Raw genomic sequence first — 23,469 nt, forward strand, 5'->3', positions numbered from 1 at the left:
GCAATCCGTGTACGAAGGCGTGGTCCAGGACCTCATCGACGAGTTGGGCAGGCTGCCCGGCGTCGGTCCCAAGAGCGCGCAGCGGATCGCCTTCCACATCCTTCAGGCCGAGCCCACCGACGTACGGCGGCTCGCGCAGGCCCTGATGGAGGCCAAGGCGAAGGTCCGCTTCTGTGCGACGTGTGGCAACGTCGCGCAGGAGGAGCTGTGCAACATCTGCCGCGACCAGCGGCGTGACGGGTCCGTCATCTGTGTCGTGGAGGAGTCGAAGGACGTCGTCGCGATCGAGCGCACCCGTGAGTTCCGCGGGCGGTACCACGTGCTCGGCGGCGCGATCAGCCCGATCGAGGGCGTGGGCCCTGACGATCTGCGGATACGGGAGCTTCTCGCCCGCCTCGCGGACGGCACGGTCACCGAGCTCATCCTCGCCACGGACCCGAACCTCGAGGGCGAGGCCACAGCGACGTACCTCGCCCGCATGATCAAGCCCATGGGCCTGAAGGTCACCCGCCTGGCCAGCGGCCTCCCCGTCGGGGGCGACCTGGAGTACGCGGACGAGGTGACCCTCGGCCGCGCCTTCGAGGGGAGAAGACTCCTAGATGTCTAAGACGCCACAGAAGTCGCCGGCGCAAGCGAAGCCGTCGCCGGCCCAGCAGCCGCCGAAGGCTCAGCAGCCGTCGGCGCCCGACGCGGTCACGCTGCACTCCACCACCCAGGACCCCGACGACTTCGCCGTCCAGATCTCGGACCAGGTCGAGTCGTTCATCGTGGCCGTGACCGAGATCGCCAAGGGCGACGAGCCGGACTCGGCCGTGCCCTTCCTGCTGCTGGAGGTCTCCCAACTGATGCTCGCCGGCGGCCGGTTGGGCGCGCACGAGGACATCCTCCCGGACGAGCGCTACGAGCCGGACCTGGGCGCCGAGCAGGACGACATGGACGCCGACGACCTGCGGGAGCGGCTCGCCGCGATGCTCGACCCGGTCGACGTGTACTCCGAGGTCTTCGACCCGTACGAGCCGCGCAAGGCGCGGGTCGCCGCGCGGATCTCGGACGACCTGGCGGACGTCGTCTCCGATCTGCGCCACGGTATGGCGCACTACCGCGCGGGCCGGATCACCGAGGCGTTGTGGTGGTGGCAGTTCTCGTACTTCTCCAACTGGGGGTCGACCGCGTCCGCGACGCTGCGCGCCCTGCAGTCCCTTGTCGCCCACGTCCGCCTCAACCAGCCGCTCGACGACCTCGACGGCCTCGACACCGACGAGGACCTGTCGACGGCCGAAGGCACCCTGGAGGAAGAGGCGGGCCAGGTCATGGCCGAGGAGATCGCGGGCCCCCTGGGGCTGCGCCCGGTCAAGTAACCGGCTTCGACAGGGGCGCGGGGAACTGCGCAACGCCCACCCCGGCCGACCGCGCCATGAGTGTGACCCGTCCCACTTCCCCGGTTACCCCGGCGAGGGTCGGGCATGCGACTGTCCGAGCGGCCGGACGTCGGCAAACGGAAAACCTGGTGATCAGGTCGTGGGCGGGACATCTCACGATGTGATATAGCCGGGGCGGATTTCGGCCGCTCGTTAAACTGAGCCGACCGCAGTGCGCATACGTACGTGCGGTGACAGACGGACTGAGCGAGGAGCGCACGTGGGCCTTGTCGTGCAGAAGTACGGAGGCTCCTCCGTAGCCGATGCCGAGGGCATCAAGCGGGTCGCCAAGAGGATCGTCGACGCCAAGAAGAACGGCAACCAGGTGGTTGTCGTGGTGTCCGCGATGGGTGACACGACGGATGAGTTGATCGATCTCGCCGGACAGGTATCTCCGATCCCTGCCGGGCGCGAATTCGACATGCTGCTGACCGCCGGAGAGCGGATCTCCATGGCCTTGCTGGCGATGGCGATCAAAAACCTGGGCCACGAGGCCCAGTCGTTCACGGGCAGTCAGGCCGGTGTCATCACCGACTCGGTCCACAACAAAGCACGGATCATCGATGTCACGCCGGGGCGCATCCGGACCTCCATCGACGAGGGCAATGTCGCCATCGTCGCCGGGTTCCAGGGCGTCAGCCAGGAGGGCAAGAACATCACGACCCTGGGTCGTGGTGGGTCCGACACCACCGCTGTCGCCCTCGCCGCCGCGCTCGACGCCGAGGTCTGCGAGATCTACACGGACGTCGACGGCGTGTTCACCGCCGACCCGCGCGTCGTGAAGAAGGCGCGGAAGATCGACTGGATCTCCTTCGAGGACATGCTGGAGCTGGCCAGCTCCGGGTCGAAGGTGCTGCTCCACCGCTGCGTGGAGTACGCCCGTCGGTACAACATCCCGATCCACGTACGCTCCAGCTTCAGTGGGCTGAAGGGCACGTGGGTCAGCAACGAGCCGATCGAGAAGAACCAGCAGAAGAACCAGCAAGGGGAAATGGGCGTGGAGCAGGCCATCATCTCCGGTGTCGCGCACGACACCTCCGAGGCGAAGATCACCGTCGTCGGAGTACCGGACAAGCCGGGCGAGGCCGCGAAGATCTTCCGGGCCGTCGCGGACGCCCAGATCAACCTCGACATGATCGTGCAGAACGTGTCGGCCGCGTCCACGGGCCTGACCGACATCTCCTTCACGCTTCCCAAGACCGAGGGCCGCAAGGCCATCGACGCCCTGGAGAAGCAGAAGGCGAGCGTCGGCTTCGACTCGCTGCGCTATGACGACCAGATCGCCAAGATCTCCCTCGTCGGCGCCGGCATGAAGACGAACCCGGGCGTCACGGCCGGCTTCTTCGAGGCGCTCACCGACGCGGGCGTGAACATCGAGCTGATCTCGACCTCCGAGATCCGTATCTCGGTCGTCACGCGCGCCGACGATGTGAACGAGGCCGTGCGCGCCGTGCACTCCGCCTTCGGGCTCGACTCGGACTCCGACGAGGCCGTGGTCTACGGAGGCACCGGCCGCTGATGGGCGCTCCTTCAGGGGCCCCCGTGCGGCGTCCGACGCTCGCGGTCGTGGGAGCGACCGGGAGCGTCGGCGCCGTTCTGCTGCAGATCCTTTCGCAGCACGCGGACATCTGGGGCGAGATCCGGCTCGTGGCCTCCCCGCGCTCGGCGGGGCGCAAGCTCACCCTGCGCGGCGAGGAGGTCGAGGTCGTCGCCCTGACGGAGTCCGTCTTCGACGGGGTCGACGTCGCGATGTTCGACGTACCCGACGAGGTGGCCGCGCAGTGGGCGCCCATCGCCGCCGCCAAGGGCGTCGTGGTGGTGGACAATTCGCCCGTCTTCCGGATGGACCCGGAAGTGCCGCTCGTCGTGCCCGAGGTGAATCCGCACGCCGCGCGCGTGCGGCCGCGCGGCATCATCGCCAACCCCAACTGCACGACGCTGTCGATGATCGTGGCGATCGGGGCGCTGCACGCCGAGTTCGGCCTGCGTGAGCTGGTCGCGTCCGGCTATCAGGCGGTGAGCGGGGCGGGCCGCGCCGGGGTCGAGACGCTGCGGGCGCAGCTCTCCCTCGTGTCCGGCTCCGAACTCGGGACCACCCCCGGTGACCTGCGGCGGGCCGTGGGCGACCGGACGGGGCCCTTTCCCGAGCCCGTGGCGCTCAATGTCGTGCCTTGGTCGGGCACGCTGTGCGAGGACGGCTGGTCGTCGGAGGAGATGAAGGTGCGGGGCGAGACCCGCAAGATCCTCGGCCTGCCGGACCTGAAGGTCGCGGTCACGTGTGTGCAGGTGCCCGTCGTCACCACGCACTCCCTCACCGTGCACGCACGTTTCCAGAGCGAGGTCACCGTCGACCGGGCGCGCGAGATCATCGCGACCGCGCCGGGCGTCGTGCTCTTCGACAATCCGGCCGCCGGTGAGTTCCCCACGCCGGCCGATGTGGTGGGCACCGATCCGACGTGGGTGGGCCGCGTGCGGCGTTCGCTCGACGATCCGGCCGGGCTCGAACTCTTCGTGTGCGGGGACAATCTGCGTAAAGGCGCGGCTTTGAACACCGCGCAGATCGCCGAACTGGTGGCGGCCGAGCTCACCGCGATGTGAGCTGCGGCTCTTTCGGTGTCCGCGATGCGGCAAGACCCTTCCCAAGCGTGGATCCGCTCATAAGATTCTGTGTGAGTTTTGTGTAAGCGGGTTTTCCTCCCCGTCCTGCAACCGTGCGCAGGGCGGGGAGCGTCTTTGCGGTCGCCTGCTGAAGCGTCGACCGGCATCGGGCATTACGGGGCATAGGGGAAGAGTGTGGTGCGCATGTCGGCATGGGAGACGGCGTCATCGGTGGGGATGACGAGGCCCGTCGCAAAGAGGGCGCCTGACGCGTACAACCTTGACGGGGGGAAGCTTGTCCAACAGGCGTGGCAGAAGTACTGGACTTCACAGCAGTACGGGCGACGGGCGCGGCTCTTCGTCCACCCCTCGCACCCCTTGGCACCCGGCGCGCCCGGGTGGCCGGCGGCATGCCGGTGATCGCCCCCATGCCAGCGGCGCGGCCGGCGCACATTCCGGCCCAGGGTGCTGACGAGTCGATGACGCAGGCCGGTACCTCCGTCGACCATCTCACCGAGACCTATCGCGCCCATTACCGCTCCTTGCTGGGGCTCGCGGCGCTGCTTCTCGACGACACCGCCTCCTGCGAGGACGTCGTGCAGGAGGCGTTCATCCGCGTGCACTCGGCACGCAAGCGTGTCCGCGACCCGCAGAAGACGCTCGCGTATCTGCGGCAGACCGTCGTCAACCTGTCGCGGTCCACGCTGCGCCGCCGCATCCTCGGCCTGAAGCTGCTCACCAAGCCGATGCCGGACATGGCGAGCGCGGAGGAAGGCGCGTACGACCTCCTGGAGCGGGATGCCCTGAAGAAGGCGCTGCGCGGGCTGCAGCGACGCCAGCGCGAGGTCCTCGTCCTGCGGTACTTCGCGGACATGACGGAGGCGCAGGTGGCCGAGTCGCTCGGGATATCGCTCGGCTCGGTCAAGGCGTACGGATCGCGTGGGATCGCGGCGCTGCGCGTCGCCATGGAGGAGCCGGCATGAACCACCATCTCGACGGCGGCCCGGGCCGGGCGGCCGACGAAGTGAGTGATCCTGTGGACGCTCCCGGATCCATCGGCCCCCATGACGCCGGATCCGATGACCCCGGACTCGGTGACGACGAGCTCGCGGTGCGGCGGATGATGCGGCAGGCCGTCGCGGATCTCGAGCCCTCGGAGCAGTCGCTCGACGAGCTGCACCGTGCCGTCCCGGCCCGCCGCGCACGCAAGCGGCAGGCCGCCGTCGGCGCGATCGCCGTGGGCGTGTTCGCGGCCATGGCGGTGCCCGCGGTGCTGCACGTGACGAACCCCGACCCCTCCGGCGACCGGCCGGCCATCGCGGGCAACAGCAGCGACGCCACGCGCGGCGGGGCGACCTCGGGCACGGCGTCCGGTGGCGCGGGACAGGGCGACGCGGGCAAGCCGTCGCACGCCAAGGGCAAGGACAAGGGCGCCAAGAAGGGCAAGAAGGGCGACGGGCGCAGGGCCGCGGGCGGCGCCACAGCGGGGGCCGACCCGGCCTCCACGGCGGCGGCCACCTCGCCCACCTGCGAGGCGAGCGAGCTGGGCAGGCCGCAGGCCACCGTCGGCGCGCCCGACGGGGACGGCAAGGTCTACGGCACGTTCCGCGTCGCGAACGTCTCGGGCTCCAACTGCACGATGGACAGCGCCGGGTCCGTGGTCACCGTCGCGCAGGGCGCGGCCGATCCGGCCAAGGTGAGCGTCGTCGACCACACCTCGGGCGACGGCTCGGGGCTGCCCGACCCGTCGACCGAGCCGAGCCAGGTGATCCTGGAACCGGGCAAGGCGTACGAGGTGCGGTTCGCGTGGGTGCCCTCCGCGTCCTGCTCCGCGACGGGTGGGAGCAGCGGGGGCAGTGGCGGCGGCGACCCGACTCCCTCGCCCTCGCCCACGGGGGACGGGACCGACAGTGGTGACGCCACGACCGGCGCCGCCCCCCAGACGACCACGCAGCTCGGCTCGGAAGGCGGCGACGAAGGCAGCGTCGCGGTGTCCCACACGGCGGAGCCGGGCGCGCCCGTGGCGGCGACAACCATCTCGAACGCCTGCGAGGGCACGATCTACCGGACGGGCCTGCTGCCCGCGTCGTGAGCCTTTCAAGCCCCGCCGGCGATTGAGGCGCGGGGTCCGGGGCGGAGCCCCGAGTCGTGAGCACGGTCGACCGCAAACGGGACGGCGCCGCTAAACCGACGCCGCGATCCCCAACTCCGCATCGCGAAGCGCTTCCGCCTCGCGACGCACCAGCCGGAACCACATGAACACCACGAACCCCGCGAAGACGAACCACTCACCCGTGTACCCAAGGTTCTGGAACGCCTTGAGGTCGAGCCCGCTGCCCTCGGGCGCCGTGGCCGGAACCGCCGTCATCCCGGAGTCCGCCTTGTCGAGCGTGACCCACCCGTCGTAGACGTCGTACGGGACCAGGTTCACCAGCGACGCCGCACTGATCACGCCGACCTGCCCCGCCGGCAGGCCACCCGCCGCCGTCACCCCGTTCGAGGTCGCGGACTCCGAGGCCTGGAGCGCGCCGACGACCGTGACCTCACCCTTCGGCGCGGCCGGCGCCTTCGCGGCGGAGGCCTCGCCGGGCACCCAGCCGCGGACCACGGGCAGCGCCTTCCCGGAGTCCTCGACCTTGAGGAGCGTCACGACGTAGAAGCCGCTGCGCTCGTCGAGGTCCCGGCCGGGCACGAGGAGCTGCTTGCCGTAGTGGCCGGTCGCGGTGGTCCGCTTCCCGGAGGTCTTCTTGTCCACGGGCAGCACGGAGGCGAGCGGCTCGGGCGCCGCCGTCTCGTTCACCTTCGTCTGCTCGGACGCGGTCTTGTGGTCCTGCACCCGGTCCTCGAAACGACTGAGCTGCCACGAGCCCATGAAGATGCACACGGGGATCGCGAGCAGGACGAAGATGTTGATCCCCCACCAGCGCGGGGTCAGGAGGAACCGGTACACACCCTCACGGTACGGGGTCCGAAATAAAGACCCGCCCACCGGCCCCTCCCTAGGACCTGCCTCACCGCTCAGTTCGGCAAGTGGCGCTTCGCGAAGTCCAGTTCGAGCGCGACCTGCTTGATGCGCTCCTCGACGACGAGCGAGCCGTGCCCCGCGTCGTACCGGTACACCTCGTGGATCGCGTCCCGCGCCGCGAGCCGGTCCACGTAGTTGTCGATCTGCTGGAGCGGGCACCGCGGGTCGTTGACCCCCGCCGAGATGTAGACCGGCGCCTTCACGTCGTCGACGTACGTGAGCGGGGAGGACACCTCGAAGCGCTCGGGCACCTCCTCGGGGGAGCCACCGAACAGCGTGCGGTCCAGGGCCTTGAGCGCCTCCATCTCGTCCTCGTACGCCGTCACGTAGTCGGCGACCGGCACCGCGGCGAGACCCACGGCCCACGCGCCCGGCTGCGTACCGATGCCGAGCAGTGTCAGATAGCCGCCCCAGGAGCCGCCCGCGAGGACGAGCCGGTCCGGGTCGGCGAGCCCGGAGTCCACGGCCCACTCGCGCACCGCCGCGATGTCCTCCAGTTCGATCAGGCCGACGCGGTGCTTGAGCGCGTCCGTCCACTCCCGCCCGTATCCGGTCGAGCCCCGGTAGTTGACCCGGACCACCGCGTACCCGTGGTCGACCCAGGCCGCCGGGCCCGAGGCGAACGCGTCGGAGTCGTGCCAGGTCGGCCCGCCGTGGATCTCGAAGACGGTCGGCAGCGGCCCGCTCGCGCCCGCCGGCTTCTGTACGAGGGCGTGGATACGGCCGCCGGGACCCTCGACCCACACGTCCTCGACGGGGACGGAGGCCGGGGCCTTCATGCCGGGCGGGTCGAGGACGACGCCGCCCTTTTCGGCAAGAGCTGTGGAGCGGACGACCGACGGTTCGGCGGCCGACGACCACAGGTACTCGACGCTGCCGTCGGGCCGCGCGGAGGCGCCCGAGACCGAGCCGACGGGGGTGTCGACCTTCGTCAGCGCGCCCGTCGCGAACTCGTAGCGCCACAGCTCGCCGCGGGCCTCGAATTCGTGCACGACGAGGAGCGCCGAGCCGTCCGGGTACCACTCCGCCGACACGTCGCCCGGCAGGTCGAGCGCCAGGTCCCGCTCCTCGCCGGTGGCGACGTCCCACACCATCGGCTCCCAGCGGCCCCGCCGCTGATGCCCGACGAGCAGCCGGGTGTCGCCGGTCACGGGCGCGAAGCCGAGCACCTCCAGGCCGAGCTCCTCCGTGCCGCCCTTGGAGTCGTCGAGCTCCGCGAGCGTCGAACCGTCGAGCCGGAGCACGCGCAGCGCCCCGTGCATCGCGTCGCCGTGCTCGGTGTGCTCGATCGCGATCAGCGTCCCGTCGTGCGACAGGTCGCCGACGCCCGCCGACTCGCGGTGCCGGTAGATCTCGGCGGGGGAGTCGGAGCCGGGGCGTACGACGTGGATCGTCGTGCCGTCCTCGTCCGTGGAGCAGCCGATCACGGCCGTGTGCCCGTCGCGGCCGAGGGCGAGGCCCGCGGGGTAGGACGGTGCGAGACCGGGGACCGCCTCGGTGTCGTCCCCGCCCTCGAAGGGCTGGCGCAGCCAGGTCCCGAACTCGTCCCCGTCCGTGTCGTTGAACCACCAGATCCACGCGCCGTCGGGGGTGAGCACGCCGTCCGTCGTCCCGTTCGCCCGGTCCGTCGCGCGGCGCTGCTCGCCCGTGGCCCGGTCCCACGCGTACAGCTCGTACGTCCCCGTCGCGTTCGACACGAACAGGGAGCGGTCCGGGGCGTCCTCGGCCCAGTCGGGCAGGGAGACGCGCGGTGCCCGGAACCGCTTCTCCCAGTCGGGCATGGATTCGGTGGCAGGCGGCGTGACCCCGTTGCTCTCAGTCATGGCCCCAGTGTGCCTGCCCCCACCGACAATCCGCCGGGGAGCAGGTACGGCCCGGCCCCAATGGTGCGTTCCGAGGGGAGCGGCCGGGCCGTCCTTCGCAGGTGCTCCCGCTGTGCTGCGCCTGCTTGCCGTCTCCGGCAGCGCGCGAGCGTCGGATGAACAGCACCGACGCAATTCATCCGGGCGACCGTGCGTGCTGCGACGGTGAAGCGAATGTACGCCCGAGCGCCCCGCCCCGGAATAGCCCTCGCGCATATCCGTGGGAGCGGTTCCGGCGGTCGCGTCCAGGTGGCCGTGGCCGCCGGAACCTCGGGTCCCTACTTCAGCCCGTGCCTCCTGGCCACCATGCGTTCGGCCGCCGCGCGGGGCAGAGCCCGGCGCAGCGCGAACACGAGGGGCGCGTTGCTGCCCACCGCGTACAGCGGCCTCGGCCGCCCCGCCTCGATCGCCGAGACGACCTTCGCGGCGACCTTCTCGGCCGAGATCCCGTGCGCCTCATTGGAGTTGAGGGCGGCGAGCATCGTGTCGTAGGCGGCGCGGAAGGGCGAGTCCTTCGCCACGTACTGGGTGCGCCGCTCGCTGATGCCGGTGGCGATGGAGCCCGGCTCGACCGTCGTGATCCCGACGCCGAACGGGGCGTACTCGCGCCGCGCCGCGTGCGCGAAGCCCTTGATCGCGGCCTTCGACGCGACGTAGGAGGACCGGTACGCGAGCGGGAAGCTGGCCAGCATCGAGCCGACCATCACGACCCGGCCGCGCCGCCGCTCCCGCATGCCCGGAAGCAGCAGCTGGCTGAGCCGCACCGCCCCGAACACGTTGAGCTGGAAGAGCCGCCGCACCGCCGTCATGGGCAGCTCCTCGAACGGGCCGCTCTGCGACTCCCCGGCGTTGTTGACGAGCACGTCGACCTCGCCGACGGAGCGCGCGAGGGTCTCGATGCTCTCCTCGTCGGCGAGGTCGAGCGGCAGGTACTCCACGCCCGGCACCGGCGAGGCGACCTTCCGGGGGTCCCGGCTGGTCCCGTACACCTTGTAGCCGCGCCGCACGAGCGCCGCCGCGACCGCCGCCCCGATGCCCGAAGAGGCCCCTGTCACGAGGGCCGTGCCCCGCGTACTCACGCGAGGCTCCGGGCGAGCGCGCGCCCTGCGGCGCGTCCGGAGAAGATGCAGCCGCCGAGGAAGGTCCCTTCGAGCGCGTTGTACCCGTGCACGCCGCCCCCGCCGAATCCGGCGACCTCCCCGGCCGCGTAGAGCCCTTCGAAGACGGACTTGTCGGGCCGCACGACCTGCGAGTCGAGGTTCGTCTCCAGACCGCCGAGCGTCTTGCGGGTGAGGACGTGCAGGCGTACGGCGATCAGCGGGCCCTGCGCCGGGTCGAGGAGGCGGTGCGGCTTGGCGACGCGGGTGAGGCGGTCGAAGAGGTACGAGCGGGCGTTGCGGACCGCCATCAGCTGGAGGTCCTTGGAGTACCCGTTGCCGGTCTCACGGTCGCGCGCGACGATCTCGCGCTCAACCTGCTCGTAGGAGACGGGAGTTGACGGCGTCAGCTCGTTCATCCCGGCGACCAGGTCCTTCAGGTTGCGCCGCACGACAAAGTCCTCGCCCTTGTCGAGGAACGCCTGGATCGGTCCTGGCGCCCCCTTCTTCACGCGTTGCAGGACCAGCTTCAGGTCCTTGCCGGTGATGTCGGGGTTCTGCTCGGATCCGGAGAGCGCGAACTCCTTCTCCACGATGGCGCGCGTGAGGATGAACCACGTGTGGTCGTGCCCGGTCCCGGTGATGTGCTTGAGGGTCGCGAGGGTGTCGTGTCCCGGGAAGAGCGGCGCGGGCAGCCGCTTGCCCTCCGCGTCCAGCCACAGTGAGGAGGGTCCCGGGATGATCCGGATGCCGTGGCCCGGCCAGATCGGGTCCCAGTTCTTCAGGCCCTCGGTGTAGTGCCACATGCGGTCGCGGTTCACGAGGGAGGCGCCGGCGCCCTCCGTGATCTCCAGCATGCGCCCGTCGACGTACGCGGGGACGCCGGTCACCATGGACTCGGGGGCGGGGCCGCCCATCCGCTCAACAGGCCAGTTCTTTCTGACCAGTTCGTGGTTCCCGCCGATGCCGCCGGAGGTCACGATCACGGCCTTCGCGCGCAGTTCGAAGTCGCCGACGGTCTCGCGGGAAGAGGCGACACCGCGCGCCTCGTCGGAGGGTTCGAGCAGCGAGCCGCGCACGCCGACGGCGGCGCCGTCCTCGACGATCAACTCGTCCACCTGGTGCCGGTACTTGAAGTCGACGAGCCCGCGCTCGGCGGCCGCCAGGACCGGCTCGCGGAAGACCCGCACGACCTCGGGGCCGGTTCCCCACGTGATGTGGAAGCGCGGCACGGAGTTGCCGTGCCCGGTCGCGGTCCCGGAGCCGCGCTCGGCCCACCCCACGTTCGGGGTCACCTTCATCCCGAGCCCCAGCAGGTAGTCCCGCTTTTCCCCGGCCGCGAACCGCACGTAGGCCTCGGCCCACTTGCGCGGCCAGTGGTCCTCGTCCTCACGGTCGAATCCGGCGGAGCCGAGCCAGTCGGCGAGGGCGAGTTCGTAGGAGTCCTTGATCCCCATCCGGCGCTGCTCGGGGCTGTCGACGAGGAAGAGCCCGCCGAGCGACCAGTACGCCTGGCCACCGAGGTTCGCCTCGTTCTCCTGGTCGACCAGCACGACTCGCTTGCCCGCGCGAGTGAGTTCGTACGTCGCGACGAGCCCGGCGAGGCCGGCTCCCACGACGATGACATCGGCTTGGCTCGTGCGACTGGTGGCGCTCACGGATTCTCCCTCGGTGCGGTGCGCCGTGGTTGCGGCGTCAGGACGTCACGTTCTGCCATCGATCGGGGCCGGGGCAAGAGGGAGAGCGGTCGAATCCGGTCAGCTGATGACCTCGACCTCACAGCGGGCGACCTTGCAGCGGCTCAGCCGTGCGTCGCCCGTGACCAGGGGGCACGCGAAGGTTTCGGCTGCCGCGATGTACGCGGCGTCGTAGCCGGAAACGTTGGCGCGCAACTCCCACATGCGCGGCAGGAGGCGCTGCACGTCAACGGTCTCGATCGACATGCGGGCCAGCGCCGCGATCGCGGCGTCGGCCCGCTCCTGTGTGATCTTGCTGCCGAGTCGTCGGCCGCGGACCGCGTGGAAGGTCTCCACGACGAGGTGCTCGGGCGCGGCCCAGTGGTCGTCGCGCATGAGCCGGGCGCGCGCGGCTGTGCCCGCCGTGCCGTCGCCGGTCAGTGCCTCGGTGAGCACGGACGCGTCGACGACGATCACCGGAGCCGCTCCTCGCGTGCGGCCTCGATCTCGGCGACGTTGTCGGCCATGGGCTCGGTGCTGCCGTCCGTACGGCCCTCGAAAGCCCGGAGGAGCGCGAGATTTTCCGCTCGCTTCGCTTCGTCGGTGACGAGGTTCAGGAGGTACGCCTGGAGGGACTGGCCCAGTTGCTGGGCGCGGTCGGACAGTATGGCGCGGACCTCGTCCGGAACGTCACGAATCTGCAGAGCCACCATGCATGCATTTTGCATGCGTGCAGTGTGTCCGGTCAAGCACGGTGTCCGGTCAAGCGTGCCAGGGTGCGTCAGCCGGTGAACACCTCGACGAACGACCACACGGCCAGCGCCAGCATGCAGAAACCGCCCACCCGCTGAACGGTCTTCAGCGGCACCCGCTTGGCGATGAAGCGCCCGGCGACCAGGGCCAGCGCCGACACGGACATCAGGGCCGCCCACGAGCCGATCGCGGTCGACCAGGTGCCGTTCGTGGCGGCCAGGTTGGCGGTGGTGATCTGCGTGAGGTCGCCCCACTCACTGATGAACACGGCCATGAACGCCGTGCCGAAGACCGGCCAGAAACCGGTGACGGTCTTCGCGCCCGCCGAGTCCTCGCCGTCCTCGTCGTCGCCGCCGCGGAGCAGCATGAACGCGCCGAAGAGGAACATCAGGCCGGATACGACCTTCACGATCCAGCCGGGGAGGAGGCCGAGCAGCGAGCCCGCGCCGACGGCGATCGCGACGTGTACGAGGAAGGCCGCCGACGTGCCGAACCATACGTACAGGGGCTTCATCCGGGTGCCCATGGCCAGTGAGGCGAACATGGTCTTGTCCGGGAGTTCGGCGAGGAAGATCAGCCCGAAGGCGGTGAGAATCGCCAGGGGATCGAGATCCATGGGGATGCTTTCTGTGCGGGCCGGGTCGTGGTGAACCCCGCCCCGCTGCGTAGGGAGGACCACTCGACCCGGCAGCGGACACACGTAAGCGGGATGCGTACGTGTGCGGTCTTCTGCCTGGTCGAAGGTCTCGCCCACCCGGCCCGCCGAGACGGTCCGAGCCCGGCCACCGGGAACCCGGGGGTTCCAGTGTGTCGACGACCGGTTTGCGGGGCTACTCCCCTTCGCTTGCTCCATTAAGGGTACACGGAGCCCGATCGACCCCCGGGTTCCCACCCGATACGCCCCTTTTTGCGACAGTCGGTCGATGCGATGTGTACGACGGAACGGAACGGGGCGTACGGGGACGGCCGCATGCGTGGCCGCGGTGATCGCCGCGCTCCTCGTCCCCGGCACCGGTACGGGCCCGGCATCCGCGGACGACGGGCCCGACATCGGACGGATCTCGGCGCGCGCCGACCGGCTGATGCGGGAGGCGTCGAGCGCCGTCGCGGCGCACGAGAAGGCGCGGGACGCCGTGCGTAAGGGCGAGCGCCGGCTCGCCGACGTCACCCGGCGGCAGGCCACCGAGCAGCGCCGGCTCGACGCGCTCAGGGCCACCCTCGGCCGCCAGGCGCGCAGCGAGTACCGCGGGGCCTCGGGCCTCGGCACGATGCTGCCGCTGCTCACCTCGTCCTCCCCGCAGCGGGCCCTCGACGCCACCGTCCGTGCGGGCCGCGGCGACCGCGCCGCCCGGCAGCTCACCGACCGCGTCACCGAGTCCAGGGACCGGGTCGCCGACCGGCGCGCCGAGTCCGCCCGCCTGGTGAAGGGGCTCAAGGCGCAGGAACGGCGCAGGTCGGCGGCCCGCGACGACATCGAGGCGAAACTGGCGAAGGCCGAGGCGGAGGTGGAGCGCGCCCGTGCCCGGTCCCTCGCGGCCGCCGGGCCGATGCCGACGGGGGGCGGGAACTGTGCGCGCGGCGACATGGACAAGCACAGCGGGCACAAGCGCGCCGGCAAGGGCCGGACCTGGGTGAAGCCGGTGAGCCCCGCGACGCTTTCGGCGGGCTTCGGCTCCGGCGGCCGCCTGTGGTCGCACACGCACACCGGCCAGGACTTCGCCGTGCCCACCGGGACGCGGGTGCGCGCGGTCGGCGCGGGCACCGTCGTCTTCACAGGCTGCGGCGACGGCTTCGGGAACCAGGTGGTCGTCCGGCACGCCGACGGCTACTACACGCAGTACGCCCACCTGTCCCGGATCGGCGTCAAGGTCGGCTCCCGGCTCGACGCGGGCGGGACGCTCGGCCTCTCCGGCGCGACCGGCAACGTCAGCGGCCCGCATCTGCACTTCGAGGTCCGCGTCACACCGCAGTTCGGCTCGGGCATCGACCCGCTGCCGTGGCTGCGGGCGCGGGGGCTGAATCTGTGACCGGGTCAGTAATGGCGCAGTAACGGCCTCTTCCTAGCTTTCGGGCACCCCGTACCTTCCCCGAGGAGTGCCCGATGCCCCACCCCCGACCGCCCTGGCGCAGACGCTCCGCGTGGGCGGCGGCCTCGCTCACCGTGGCCACCGCCCTGCTGACCAGTGCGATACCCGCCGTCGCCGCCCCCGCCCCCGCGTCGACCACGGTCGACTCCGCGCTCACGAAGGCCGTCTCCCAGGGCGGCGACGCCACCTTCTTCGTCGTCCTCAAGGACAAGGCCGACCTGGCCACGGCCAAGAAGCAGCGCACGCACGCGAAGGCCGCCACGGCCGCGTACAAGGCGCTGAGGACGAACGCCGACGACAGCCAGAAGTCGCTCACCGCCTTCCTCGACAAGGAGAAGGTCGGGCACAAGGACTTCTGGATCACCAACGCCGTCAAGGTGACCGGTGACCAGGACCTGGTGAACCGGCTCGCCGGGCGCTCCGACGTCAAGGAGCTCGTCAAGGAGCGGACGTTCGAGCTCGACGACATCGAGACGTCGGACGCCGAGGTCACCGCGGAGTCCGCGAGCGACGAGGCCGCGCCGCAGTGGGGCGTCTCCGACATCAAGGCCGACCAGGTCTGGGACCAGTACCAGGACCGCGGCGAGGGCATCGTCATCGCCAACGTCGACACCGGCGTGCAGTACGACCACCCGGACCTGGTGGAGCAGTACCGCGGCAACAACGGCGACGGCACCTTCACGAACGACTACAACTTCTACGACCCGTCCGGGAACTGCCCCTCCGACGGCACTCCGTGCGACAACAACGGCCACGGCACCCACACCATGGGCACGATGGTCGGCAAGAACGGCATCGGTGTCGCGCCGAACGCGAAGTGGATCGCCGCCAAGGGCTGCGAGTCGGGCCAGTGCTCGTCCGGCAACCTGCTCGCGTCCGGCCAGTGGATCCTCGCGCCGACCGACCACAACGGCCAGAACCCGCGCCCCGACCTCGCCCCGAACATCGTCAACAACTCCTGGGGCAACGAGCACGGCGTCAACCCCTTCTACGAGGACATCATCGACGCCTGGAACTCCGCGGGCATCTTCGAGGCGTTCGCGGCGGGCAACTTCGGTGACGGCGCGACCTGTTCGACGACCGACCCGCCCGGCGCGCAGGTCTCGGCCTACGGCGTCGGCGCCTACGACTCGACCGGCAAGATCGCCGGCTTCTCCGGCTTCGGCCCGTCCCGGATCGACGGTTCGATGAAGCCGAACATCACGGCGCCGGGCGTCGACATCCGGTCCGCGTGGCCCGGCTCGGCGTACAACAGCCTCGGTGGTACGTCGATGGCGACACCGCACGTCGCCGGCGCCGTGGCCCTGCTGTGGTCGGCCGCCCCTTCGCTGGTCGGCAACATCGAAGAGACGCGCGAGGTCCTCGACGAGGGCGCCCGCGACGTCGACGACACGCACTGCGGCGGCACCGCCGACGCCAACAACGTGTGGGGCGAGGGCAAGCTCGACATCCTCGCCTCCGTCGACAAGGCGCCGCACGACGCCGTCGACGTCACCGGCAAGATCACCGACGAGGACACCGGAGCGGCCCTTCCCGCCATTGCGGTCAAGGCCACCGGCGCCGACGGCACGCACACGGCGACCACGGGACCCCAGGGCACGTACAAGATGTCGCTGACCCCGGGCACGTACGACTTCACGATCGGCATCTACGGCTACGCCAGCAAGACGCTCTCCGGCGTCGAGGTGGCCGGCGGCGCCCCGCTCACCCAGGACATCGCGCTCACCTCACTCCCGCGTCACGCCGTCACCGGCACCGTCCTCGACATCACCGGCAAGCCGCTGGCGAAAGCCGCCGTCGAGGTCACCGACACCCCGGTCGACCCGGTCACCTCCGGCTCCGACGGCACGTTCACGCTGCCGAAGGTCGCCGAGGGCACGTACACGCTGAAGGTGACGCCCGCCGCGCCCGTCCTCTGCGACGGCGAGTACACGGCCGAGCTGAAGGTCGACGGCGACGAGACCCGCACCGTCCGCCTCCCCGCCCGCAGCGACGCCTCCGGCAACAGCTGCGCCCCGGCCACGTACTCCTGGATCCCCGGCTCGAGCAAGGTCGCGCTGACCGGTGACGAGGACGCCAAGACGGTCCCGCTGCCGTTCCCGGTCTCCTTCTACGGCGTGAAGTACACCAGCGCCGCCGTCACCACCAACGGCCTGGTCAACTTCCTCTCGCCGCGCATCGGCGACTACGAGAACGAGGCGCTGCCGACCGAGACCGAGCCGAACGGCATCGTCGCCCCGCTCTGGGACGACCTGAGCCTCGACAAGAAGTCGAGCGTGCAGACGGCCACCACCGGCAGCACGGGCGACCGGAAGTTCGCGGTCGTCTGGAACAACGCGCTCTTCTCGAACGGCAGCCGCGCCACCTTCGAGGCCGTCTTCGACGAGGCCTCCGGCGCGATCACCTTCCAGTACAAGGCCGTGCCCGGCGCCGGCGCCTCCGCCACGGTCGGCATCGAGGACCAGGCCGGCACCGACGCCCTCCAGTACTCGTACAACCAGGCCGTCCTGAAGGCCGGTTCGGCGATCCGTATCGCGCAGGGAGCCAAGTGATGAGCCACGTGAGAAGTACCCGCACCTCCCGGCGTGCCCTGACGCTCGCCTCCGCCCTCGTCGCGGCGGGACTCGCCCTGACCTCGGCGCCGCACGCCCTGGCCGACGGAGGTTCGACCACGGCGACGACGCTGACCAGTGCCGAGGCCAAGAAGCTCGCCGAGAACGTCAACGTCGACGTGTACGGGGACAACGCGCCCGGCGCGGACGACACCCCTTCGGAAGACGACTCGGCCGCGCCCACGGACCCCAGCACCCCCGTCGCCTTCACCGGCAAGTCCACCCTCGAAGGCGTCCGCGGCGTCGGCGCCACCGTCCCGGCCGGCTCCGACGGCAGCTACTACACCGTCCACAGCCTGGGCAACGTCCAGCTGCACAAGGCCGACGGCTCCACCGCCTGGGCGCGCACCAACGCCTCGCTGTACGACGACTGGCAGGTCAAGCCCCAGCGGGTGTGGCAGAAGGAGCCGTACCCGGCGCGCATCGTGATGGGCTACAACGCCGTCGCCCCGCACGCGCCGTACTCCGACCAGGGCTACGACACCGCCGATCTCACCGGCGACGGCACGAAGGACATCGTCTTCTCCGCGAGCGTCGGCGACAGCCCCTACCGCCCGTTCACCTCGCCCGGCTCCTCGCTGCCCACCGGCACCTTCGTGACGGTCCTCGACGGCAGGACCGGCGACACGGTGTGGTCGAAGCTGTACTCGTACGCCTCGATGGTCAAGGTCGTCGACGGCACCCTGATCGTCGCCAACGCGCCGCGCCTGAACCAGAACTCGGACGCCACGGAGACGGCCACCCTCACCGGGATCCGCTTCTCGTACGCCGACGGCGCGCTGACCCCGTCGAAGACGTGGACGTACGACACGAAGGAGACCGGCGCGGTCAGTTGGGGCGCGCTGGAGAGCGTCGGCGACGGCAGGCTCGCCGCGGTCTGGGACCTGCGCAAGACCGATGCCCAGGCCGCCCGCGGACGCACCCTCGTCCTCGACGCCGCCGACGGCTCGGTCACATGGCAGACGGACAGCGCCCTGTACGGCCGCCAGCTGCGCCTGGACGCCTCCCGGGACCGGATCGTCGCCCTGGAGCAGGCCGACACCAGCGACGCGGTCAAGTACGAGATCGCCACGTACGACCTGGCCGACGGGAAGCGCGGCACGCTCGACACCCGCGTCAACGTGCTGCCCACGGCCCTGACCGTCGGCGACGCGGCCAAGGGCGGCGGCGCCGAGTACGCGGTCAGCGAGTCGACGTACAGCGCGTACTTCAGCGTGAACTCCAGCACGATCCGCGTGCTGGACGGCTCGGACGGCGCCACGCCCCGGTGGACGTACACGACCAAGCGCGACGCCGACAACGCCGCGGACGGGCCCAGCACCTGGAACCTCGCCGTCAAGGGCGGTTCGCTGATCGCCTCGGCGCAGGACGACGCGGACATGAGCAACGCGAAGAACCCCGGCGGCGGGCGCTACGGCTCGCTGACGGTGTTCACCGGCGGCGGCAAGGTCAAGTGGCGCCGCGCCGGCCTCGACGCGTCGCCGATGTACCAGGAGCTGTACACCTCGGGCGGCAGCGCCTACGTACGCGTCCTCGACCAGACGCAGAACATCCGCAGCTACGCCCTGGGCAACGGCGCCCAGAAGCGCCTGACGCCGCTACAGGGCGACCTGAACCACGGCAAGGCGGCCGACTTCGACGGCGACGGCAAGAAGGACGTCGTCGTCGGCGGCTCCTCGCACGGAGTGTGGGCCTACTCGGGTACGTCGCTGGTCAAGGGCGAGCCGAAGAAGCTGTGGCAGGCGACCGTTCCCGGCGAGGTGCACAACATCGAGACCGGTGACGTGAACGGCGACGGGAAGACCGATGTCGTCGTCGCCGCGGACAACGCCACCGCCGTCCTCGACGGAGCCACCGGCAAGGTCCTCACGACCATCGACGGCAAGGGCGCCTACGTCCGCACCGTGGCCGTCGCCGACGTGAACGGCGACGGCAAGGACGAGATCATCGTCCCGACCGACGCCTTGCGCGTGTACGACGCGAGCGGCGCCCAACTGTGGTCGTACGAAGCGCCGTCGAGCGCGGGCGAGGTGGTCTTCTCCGACACGGTGGTCTCCGGCGGGCGGATCCACACGCAGTACAGCAGCACGAACGCGCTGAACACGTCCGACGCCGCCGTCAACGGCGTCGCCCTCGACGGCAAGGGCGCCGTCCAGTGGACCGCCGACCCCAAGGCCCCGGACCGGGCGGCCGACGGCAAGCTGCACGGCGCGGTCCTCGACCACGGCGTCTTCGCCTCGCCGAAGATCCCCTACGCGGACGGGCACGCGGTCGTCCACACCTGGATCATCAAGGCCGACCCGACCACGGCCGGCGACATCTCCACCGCCACGCCGCGCGTCGTGACGGAGATCCGCGACGGGCGCACGGGCGAGCTGCTCCGCCAGTTCGTCGGCGGCAGCCCCTGGTCGCACGGCAACTACTTCATCGACGGCGAAGGCGACCCGCTGTACGGCCTCAGCTTCGGCACGCTCAACGGCTTCGTCGGCGACGGCACCCAGACGCGCAGCTCGGTGGCCGCGCCCCTGCGCACCGTGCAGTTCATCAACGGCCCCGGCGGCCGGAAGCTCCTGGCCGGCGGCCAGGAGGGCGGCGTGGTCGCGTACGACCCGTCGGTGCTGACCACCGGCTGGTCGTTCCAGTCCAGCATCGGCAGCGCCACGCTCGCGGGCGGCCGCAACTACATCGCGGCCGACCTCGACGGCGACGGGACGGACGAGATGGTCTCGCTCAACTTCGACGACTTCGGCGTCAACCGGGCGGCGGAGCAGCTGGGCGGCGGAGTCCTCTCCCTGAACAACGCCATCCACCAGATGACGACGTTCAAGCTGTCCTGACCCGAACCGTTCCGCAGCCGACCCCCTGGGACCCCCTGGGCCCGCGCCCAGGGGGTCCTCGGCATGCTCGGTTACGCTGTCGCCCTCATGGACGCGGCACGCACGGACAACAGCCCCAACTCCGGCGCCCCGCTGCTGCGTCTGCACCTTTTCGACGGTTTCCGGGTGACCCGTGACGGTGGCCCCGAGCCCGCCGAACGCTGGTCGCGGCCCAGCGCCAGGACCCTGGTGAAGCTGCTCGCCGTCACCCCCGGCCACCGCCTCCACCGCGAACAGGCCATGGACATCTGCTGGCCGGACGCCGACCCGCCCTCCGCCACGGGCAGCCTGCGCGTCGCCCTGCACGCCGCCCGGCACGCCCTGGAACCCGAACTCGCCCCGCGCGCCGCCTCGTCGTACCTCCTGTCCGAAGGCGGCATGCTCTTCCTCGACCCGGCGGCCGTGTGGATCGACGCCGACGCGGCGGAGACAGCGGCGCAGGCGGCGCTCACCGAGGGCGGCAGAGCCGAACTGGCCACCGCCCTCGGCCTGTTCACCGGCGAACTGCTTCCCGAGGACCGGTACGCGGACTGGGCCGAGGAGCACCGCGAGCGGCTCGCCCTGCTGCGGGAGCGGCTGCTGCTCGCCCTCGCCGAGGCACACCTGGCGCAGGGCGCGGCAGCGGAGGCGGCGGCCACCGCGGAGCAGGTCCTCGCCACCAGCCCCGCCGAGGAGCTGGCCCACCGCGTCCTCATCGACGCCTCGCTGCGCCAGGGCCTGCGGCGGCGCGCGCTGCACCAGTACCACGTGTGCCGCGAGGCGCTCGACGCGGAACTGGGCGTCCGCCCCGGGCCCGAGACGGAGCGGCTGCACCGGACGGCCCTCGCGGCGGCGCCCGCCCCGGTGCCGGTCACGACAACGTTGCCCGCACCGCTGCGGGCCGCACCCGCCACCGCGCTGCACGGCCGCGACGCGGTCCTCGACCGGCTCCTCGCCGCCGAAGGCCCGCCGGTCACGCTGCTCACCGGCGAGGCGGGCATCGGCAAGACGCGCCTGGTCGGCGAGGTGGCGCGGCGGGCCGCGGCGTCCGGCACCGCCGTGCTGTGGGGCGGCGGCCAGGACGCGGAGGGGCACACGCCGTACGGGGCGTTCGCCGACGCGCTCGACGGGTGGCTGGCCGAGCACGACGCGGCGGAGCGCGCCCGGGTCGGCGCGGAGTACCCCGAACTGGCGGTGTTCCTCCCGTCGTTGGGGCAGATCCGCACATCCGGCGAACGCAGCCCCGAGGAGGAACGCGACCGGCTTTTCCGGGCGAGCGCCGCCCTGCTCGGCGACCTGGCGGGCGCCCGCCCGGTCCTCGCGGTCCTCGACGACCTGCACGCCGCCGACACGGGCTCGTACCAGCTCATGAGCCATCTGGCCCGGCGCGCCGCGGACCGCGGGATCCGGCTGCGCTTCCTGGTGACGTACCGCGAGGAGGAACTCCCCGAGGGCGACGCGCGGCGCGCCATTCTGAGCTTCCTGATACGTCAACGGCTGGCTGTACGCGAGGAGTTGGGGCTCCTGGACCGCGAGGCGTGCCTCGCGGTGGCCCGCGACGCGGCACCGCGCCCCGGGCAGGAGCACCGCGTCTGGGAACTCTCCCTCGGCAACCCGCTGTTCGCCCTGGAACTGGCCCGCGACCTGGCCGAAGGACCGGCCGGGACGCGGGCGCCTGATGGAGTGCGGGAACTGGTGGCGGACCGGCTCGTACGCCTCGACCCCGACGCGCGGCGCCTGGTCGAGGCGCTGTCCGTGGCCGGGGGAGAGGCGGCCCTGTCCGAACTCCTCGACGTCGCCGAGCGGGGCCTGCACCCGCCGGTGACCGGGGCCGCGGCCACCGACGGGGTCGAGCGGGCCATCGGTGCCTCACTGGTGGAGGAGCGGCAGGTCGTGGTGGCCGGCCGGCCCGAACCGGGTCTCGCCTTCCGGCACCCGCTGGTCCGCCTCACCTGCTACGAACGGCTGACCGCGGTCCGCCGCAGACAGCTGCACGGCGCGTTCGCGCAGGCCGTCCTCGCCCGCCGCCCCGACGCGGTCGACGCGCTCGCCTCGCACTTCGCCCGCGCCGACGACCCGCGCGCCGCCGAGTACCTGCGCCGCGCCGCCGAACGCGCCGCCGCCCTCTACGCCAACGACACCGCCGACCGCTACTACCGCGACCTCGTCGCCCGCCTCGACGTCGACGCGGCCCGCGCCCGCCTGGCCCACAGTCAGGTCCTCGCCAGAATGGGCCACTTCGAGGACGCGGCCGACGCACTGCGCCAGGCCCTCGCCGAGTTCGTCCGCCGCGGCGCACACGACGACGCGGTGCTCACGGCGGCCCGGCTCGCCGAGTCCCTCGTCCGCACCGGCGCCCTCGACTCCGCCGCCGACGCGCTCCGCACCCACCCGGCCGCCCCGGAAACCGCCCCCGAACCCCTCGCCGTGCACCACCTGTCCCGCGCCATGCTGCACAGCGTCAGGGGTGGCTACGACGACGGGTACGCGGCCGCCCGCCGGGCCCTGGACGCCGCGCGCCGGGTCCCCGGCCCGCACGGCCAGGGCCTGCTCGCCCGCTCCTATGCCCTCCAGGCCACCAACCTTGGCCTCTCGGGCCGGCTCACCGAGGCCCGCGAGGCCGGCGACCGCGCGCTCGCACCGGCCGAGGCGTACGGCGACCCGACGCTGCTCGGCACGGTCCTGTCCACGCTGCGGGAGAACGCGCGCCGCCACGGCCGGCTGCGCGAGGCGGTCGAGAGCGGCGAACGCGCCCTCGACCTCGCCGACCGCTCGGGAAACCCGACGGCGGCGTCCTTCGAGCGCCTGAACCTGGCCGAACTCCACCTCCTGCTGGAGGAGTTCGACGACGCCACCGCACTCGCCGAGGCATCCGTGGCACTCGCGGAGGGCGACGGCGCCTGGTGCCTGCCGTACGCACTCGCCACGCTGGCGCTGGTCCGGCTGCGTACCGCGGACCCCTCGGCGGCCGCGGACCTCCTGGACCGCGCGGCCCCCGCCGCCGACCACCTGGGCGACCGCCAGGCCCGCTACGAGGTCAGCACCGCGCGCGCCGAACTCGCCCTGCACACCGGCCACCCCGAAGCCGCCCTCCGCGCCCTCGCCGACTGCCCCGACGCGGCACCGTCCCTGACGGCCTGGGCCCAACTCCACGCGGGCCGCCCCCGGCTCGCCCTGGAACTCGCGACGGCGGAGGCCACCCGCGCCGCGCGCACCGGCGAACGCCTCGCCGAGGTAGAGGCCCACCTGGCCCACGCGGCCACCCTCTCCCACCTGTCCCTCCCCACAGCAGCCACCCACGCCCTGACCCACGCGACAGCCCTGGCCCAGACACTCCCGTACCCGGCGGGCCTGTCGAGAGCAGCGGAGGTCCAAGCGTCACTGAACATCACTCCACCTCCGGCGGCCCCCACCCATTCAAACCCCAGCGACGACTGAGCCAATCCAAGCTCCGGCGACGACTGAGCCGATCAAGCCCCTGCGACG

General features: G+C 71.6%; 17 protein-coding genes. 10 read left to right on the forward strand and 7 right to left on the reverse strand.

What is annotated here, in order from left to right:
- The first annotated feature begins 7 nt into the window (after positions 1–7).
- The 6 genes from recR to ACFYWS_RS31905 all read left to right on the forward strand — a co-directional run bounded on the left by recR (position 8) and on the right by ACFYWS_RS31905 (position 6,108).
- Entirely contained in the window at positions 8–607 is a 600-nt protein-coding gene (recR, locus tag ACFYWS_RS31880) for a recombination mediator RecR (RefSeq protein WP_389282223.1), read from the forward strand.
- Entirely contained in the window at positions 600–1,358 is a 759-nt protein-coding gene (locus tag ACFYWS_RS31885; RefSeq protein WP_389282225.1) for a DUF5063 domain-containing protein, read from the forward strand. The genes recR and ACFYWS_RS31885 overlap by 8 nt, the downstream gene beginning before the upstream one ends.
- Positions 1,359–1,638: 280 nt before the next feature.
- Positions 1,639–2,937, forward strand: coding sequence for an aspartate kinase (locus tag ACFYWS_RS31890; RefSeq protein WP_389282226.1), 1,299 nt, complete (start codon positions 1,639–1,641; stop codon positions 2,935–2,937).
- Positions 2,937–4,016, forward strand: a complete 1,080-nt coding sequence (locus ACFYWS_RS31895) for an aspartate-semialdehyde dehydrogenase (RefSeq protein WP_389282227.1) — start codon at positions 2,937–2,939, stop codon at positions 4,014–4,016. Before ACFYWS_RS31890 ends, ACFYWS_RS31895 begins: the two co-directional genes overlap by 1 nt.
- A gap of 308 nt (positions 4,017–4,324) precedes the next feature.
- On the forward strand, positions 4,325–4,999 hold the full coding sequence (locus tag ACFYWS_RS31900; protein ID WP_389282229.1) for a SigE family RNA polymerase sigma factor: 675 nt from the start codon (positions 4,325–4,327) through the stop codon (positions 4,997–4,999).
- Entirely contained in the window at positions 4,996–6,108 is a 1,113-nt protein-coding gene (locus ACFYWS_RS31905; protein WP_389282231.1) for a hypothetical protein, read from the forward strand. Before ACFYWS_RS31900 ends, ACFYWS_RS31905 begins: the two co-directional genes overlap by 4 nt.
- A gap of 90 nt (positions 6,109–6,198) precedes the next feature.
- Here ACFYWS_RS31905 and ACFYWS_RS31910 read toward each other — a convergent pair whose 3' ends face one another.
- The 7 genes from ACFYWS_RS31910 to ACFYWS_RS31940 all read right to left on the reverse strand — a co-directional run bounded on the left by ACFYWS_RS31910 (position 6,199) and on the right by ACFYWS_RS31940 (position 13,045).
- Positions 6,199–6,966 (reverse strand): SURF1 family protein, encoded by a 768-nt coding sequence (locus ACFYWS_RS31910; RefSeq protein ID WP_389282232.1) that lies wholly within the window; start codon positions 6,964–6,966, stop codon positions 6,199–6,201.
- Between the two features lie 68 nt (positions 6,967–7,034).
- Complete coding sequence (locus ACFYWS_RS31915) at positions 7,035–8,864, reverse strand: prolyl oligopeptidase family serine peptidase (protein WP_389282234.1); 1,830 nt, start codon at positions 8,862–8,864, stop codon at positions 7,035–7,037.
- Positions 8,865–9,181: 317 nt separating this feature from the next.
- Entirely contained in the window at positions 9,182–9,982 is an 801-nt protein-coding gene (locus ACFYWS_RS31920) for an SDR family oxidoreductase (RefSeq protein WP_389282236.1), read from the reverse strand.
- Positions 9,979–11,658, reverse strand: a complete 1,680-nt coding sequence (locus ACFYWS_RS31925; RefSeq protein ID WP_389282238.1) for an FAD-binding dehydrogenase — start codon at positions 11,656–11,658, stop codon at positions 9,979–9,981. Before ACFYWS_RS31925 ends, ACFYWS_RS31920 begins: the two co-directional genes overlap by 4 nt.
- Before the next feature lie 99 nt (positions 11,659–11,757).
- Positions 11,758–12,153, reverse strand: a complete 396-nt coding sequence (locus ACFYWS_RS31930) for a type II toxin-antitoxin system VapC family toxin (protein ID WP_389282240.1) — start codon at positions 12,151–12,153, stop codon at positions 11,758–11,760.
- A complete protein-coding gene (locus tag ACFYWS_RS31935; RefSeq protein ID WP_389282242.1) occupies positions 12,150–12,389 on the reverse strand; it encodes a hypothetical protein in 240 nt (79 codons plus the stop codon). The genes ACFYWS_RS31930 and ACFYWS_RS31935 overlap by 4 nt, the downstream gene beginning before the upstream one ends.
- A gap of 68 nt (positions 12,390–12,457) precedes the next feature.
- The gene (locus ACFYWS_RS31940; RefSeq protein ID WP_389282243.1) at positions 12,458–13,045 is read right to left on the reverse strand and encodes a TMEM165/GDT1 family protein; all 588 of its coding nucleotides are present in this window, start codon (positions 13,043–13,045) and stop codon (positions 12,458–12,460) included.
- A gap of 358 nt (positions 13,046–13,403) precedes the next feature.
- Here ACFYWS_RS31940 and ACFYWS_RS31945 point away from each other — a divergent pair, with 358 nt between their 5' ends.
- The 4 genes from ACFYWS_RS31945 to ACFYWS_RS31960 all read left to right on the forward strand — a co-directional run bounded on the left by ACFYWS_RS31945 (position 13,404) and on the right by ACFYWS_RS31960 (position 23,421).
- Entirely contained in the window at positions 13,404–14,456 is a 1,053-nt protein-coding gene (locus ACFYWS_RS31945) for a murein hydrolase activator EnvC family protein (protein WP_389282245.1), read from the forward strand.
- Positions 14,457–14,530: 74 nt separating this feature from the next.
- Complete coding sequence (locus tag ACFYWS_RS31950) at positions 14,531–17,068, forward strand: S8 family serine peptidase (RefSeq protein ID WP_389282247.1); 2,538 nt, start codon at positions 14,531–14,533, stop codon at positions 17,066–17,068.
- Positions 17,068–19,965, forward strand: a complete 2,898-nt coding sequence (locus ACFYWS_RS31955) for an FG-GAP repeat domain-containing protein (RefSeq protein ID WP_389282248.1) — start codon at positions 17,068–17,070, stop codon at positions 19,963–19,965. The genes ACFYWS_RS31950 and ACFYWS_RS31955 overlap by 1 nt, the downstream gene beginning before the upstream one ends.
- Positions 19,966–20,028: 63 nt before the next feature.
- Positions 20,029–23,421: an ATP-binding protein gene (locus ACFYWS_RS31960; protein ID WP_389282250.1), complete on the forward strand. Its 3,393-nt coding sequence runs from the start codon at positions 20,029–20,031 to the stop codon at positions 23,419–23,421.
- The last annotated feature ends 48 nt before the right edge of the window (positions 23,422–23,469 follow it).

Source organism: Streptomyces sp. NPDC002795 (genome assembly GCF_042888725.1).
Taxonomy (GTDB): Bacteria; Actinomycetota; Actinomycetes; order Streptomycetales; family Streptomycetaceae; genus Streptomyces.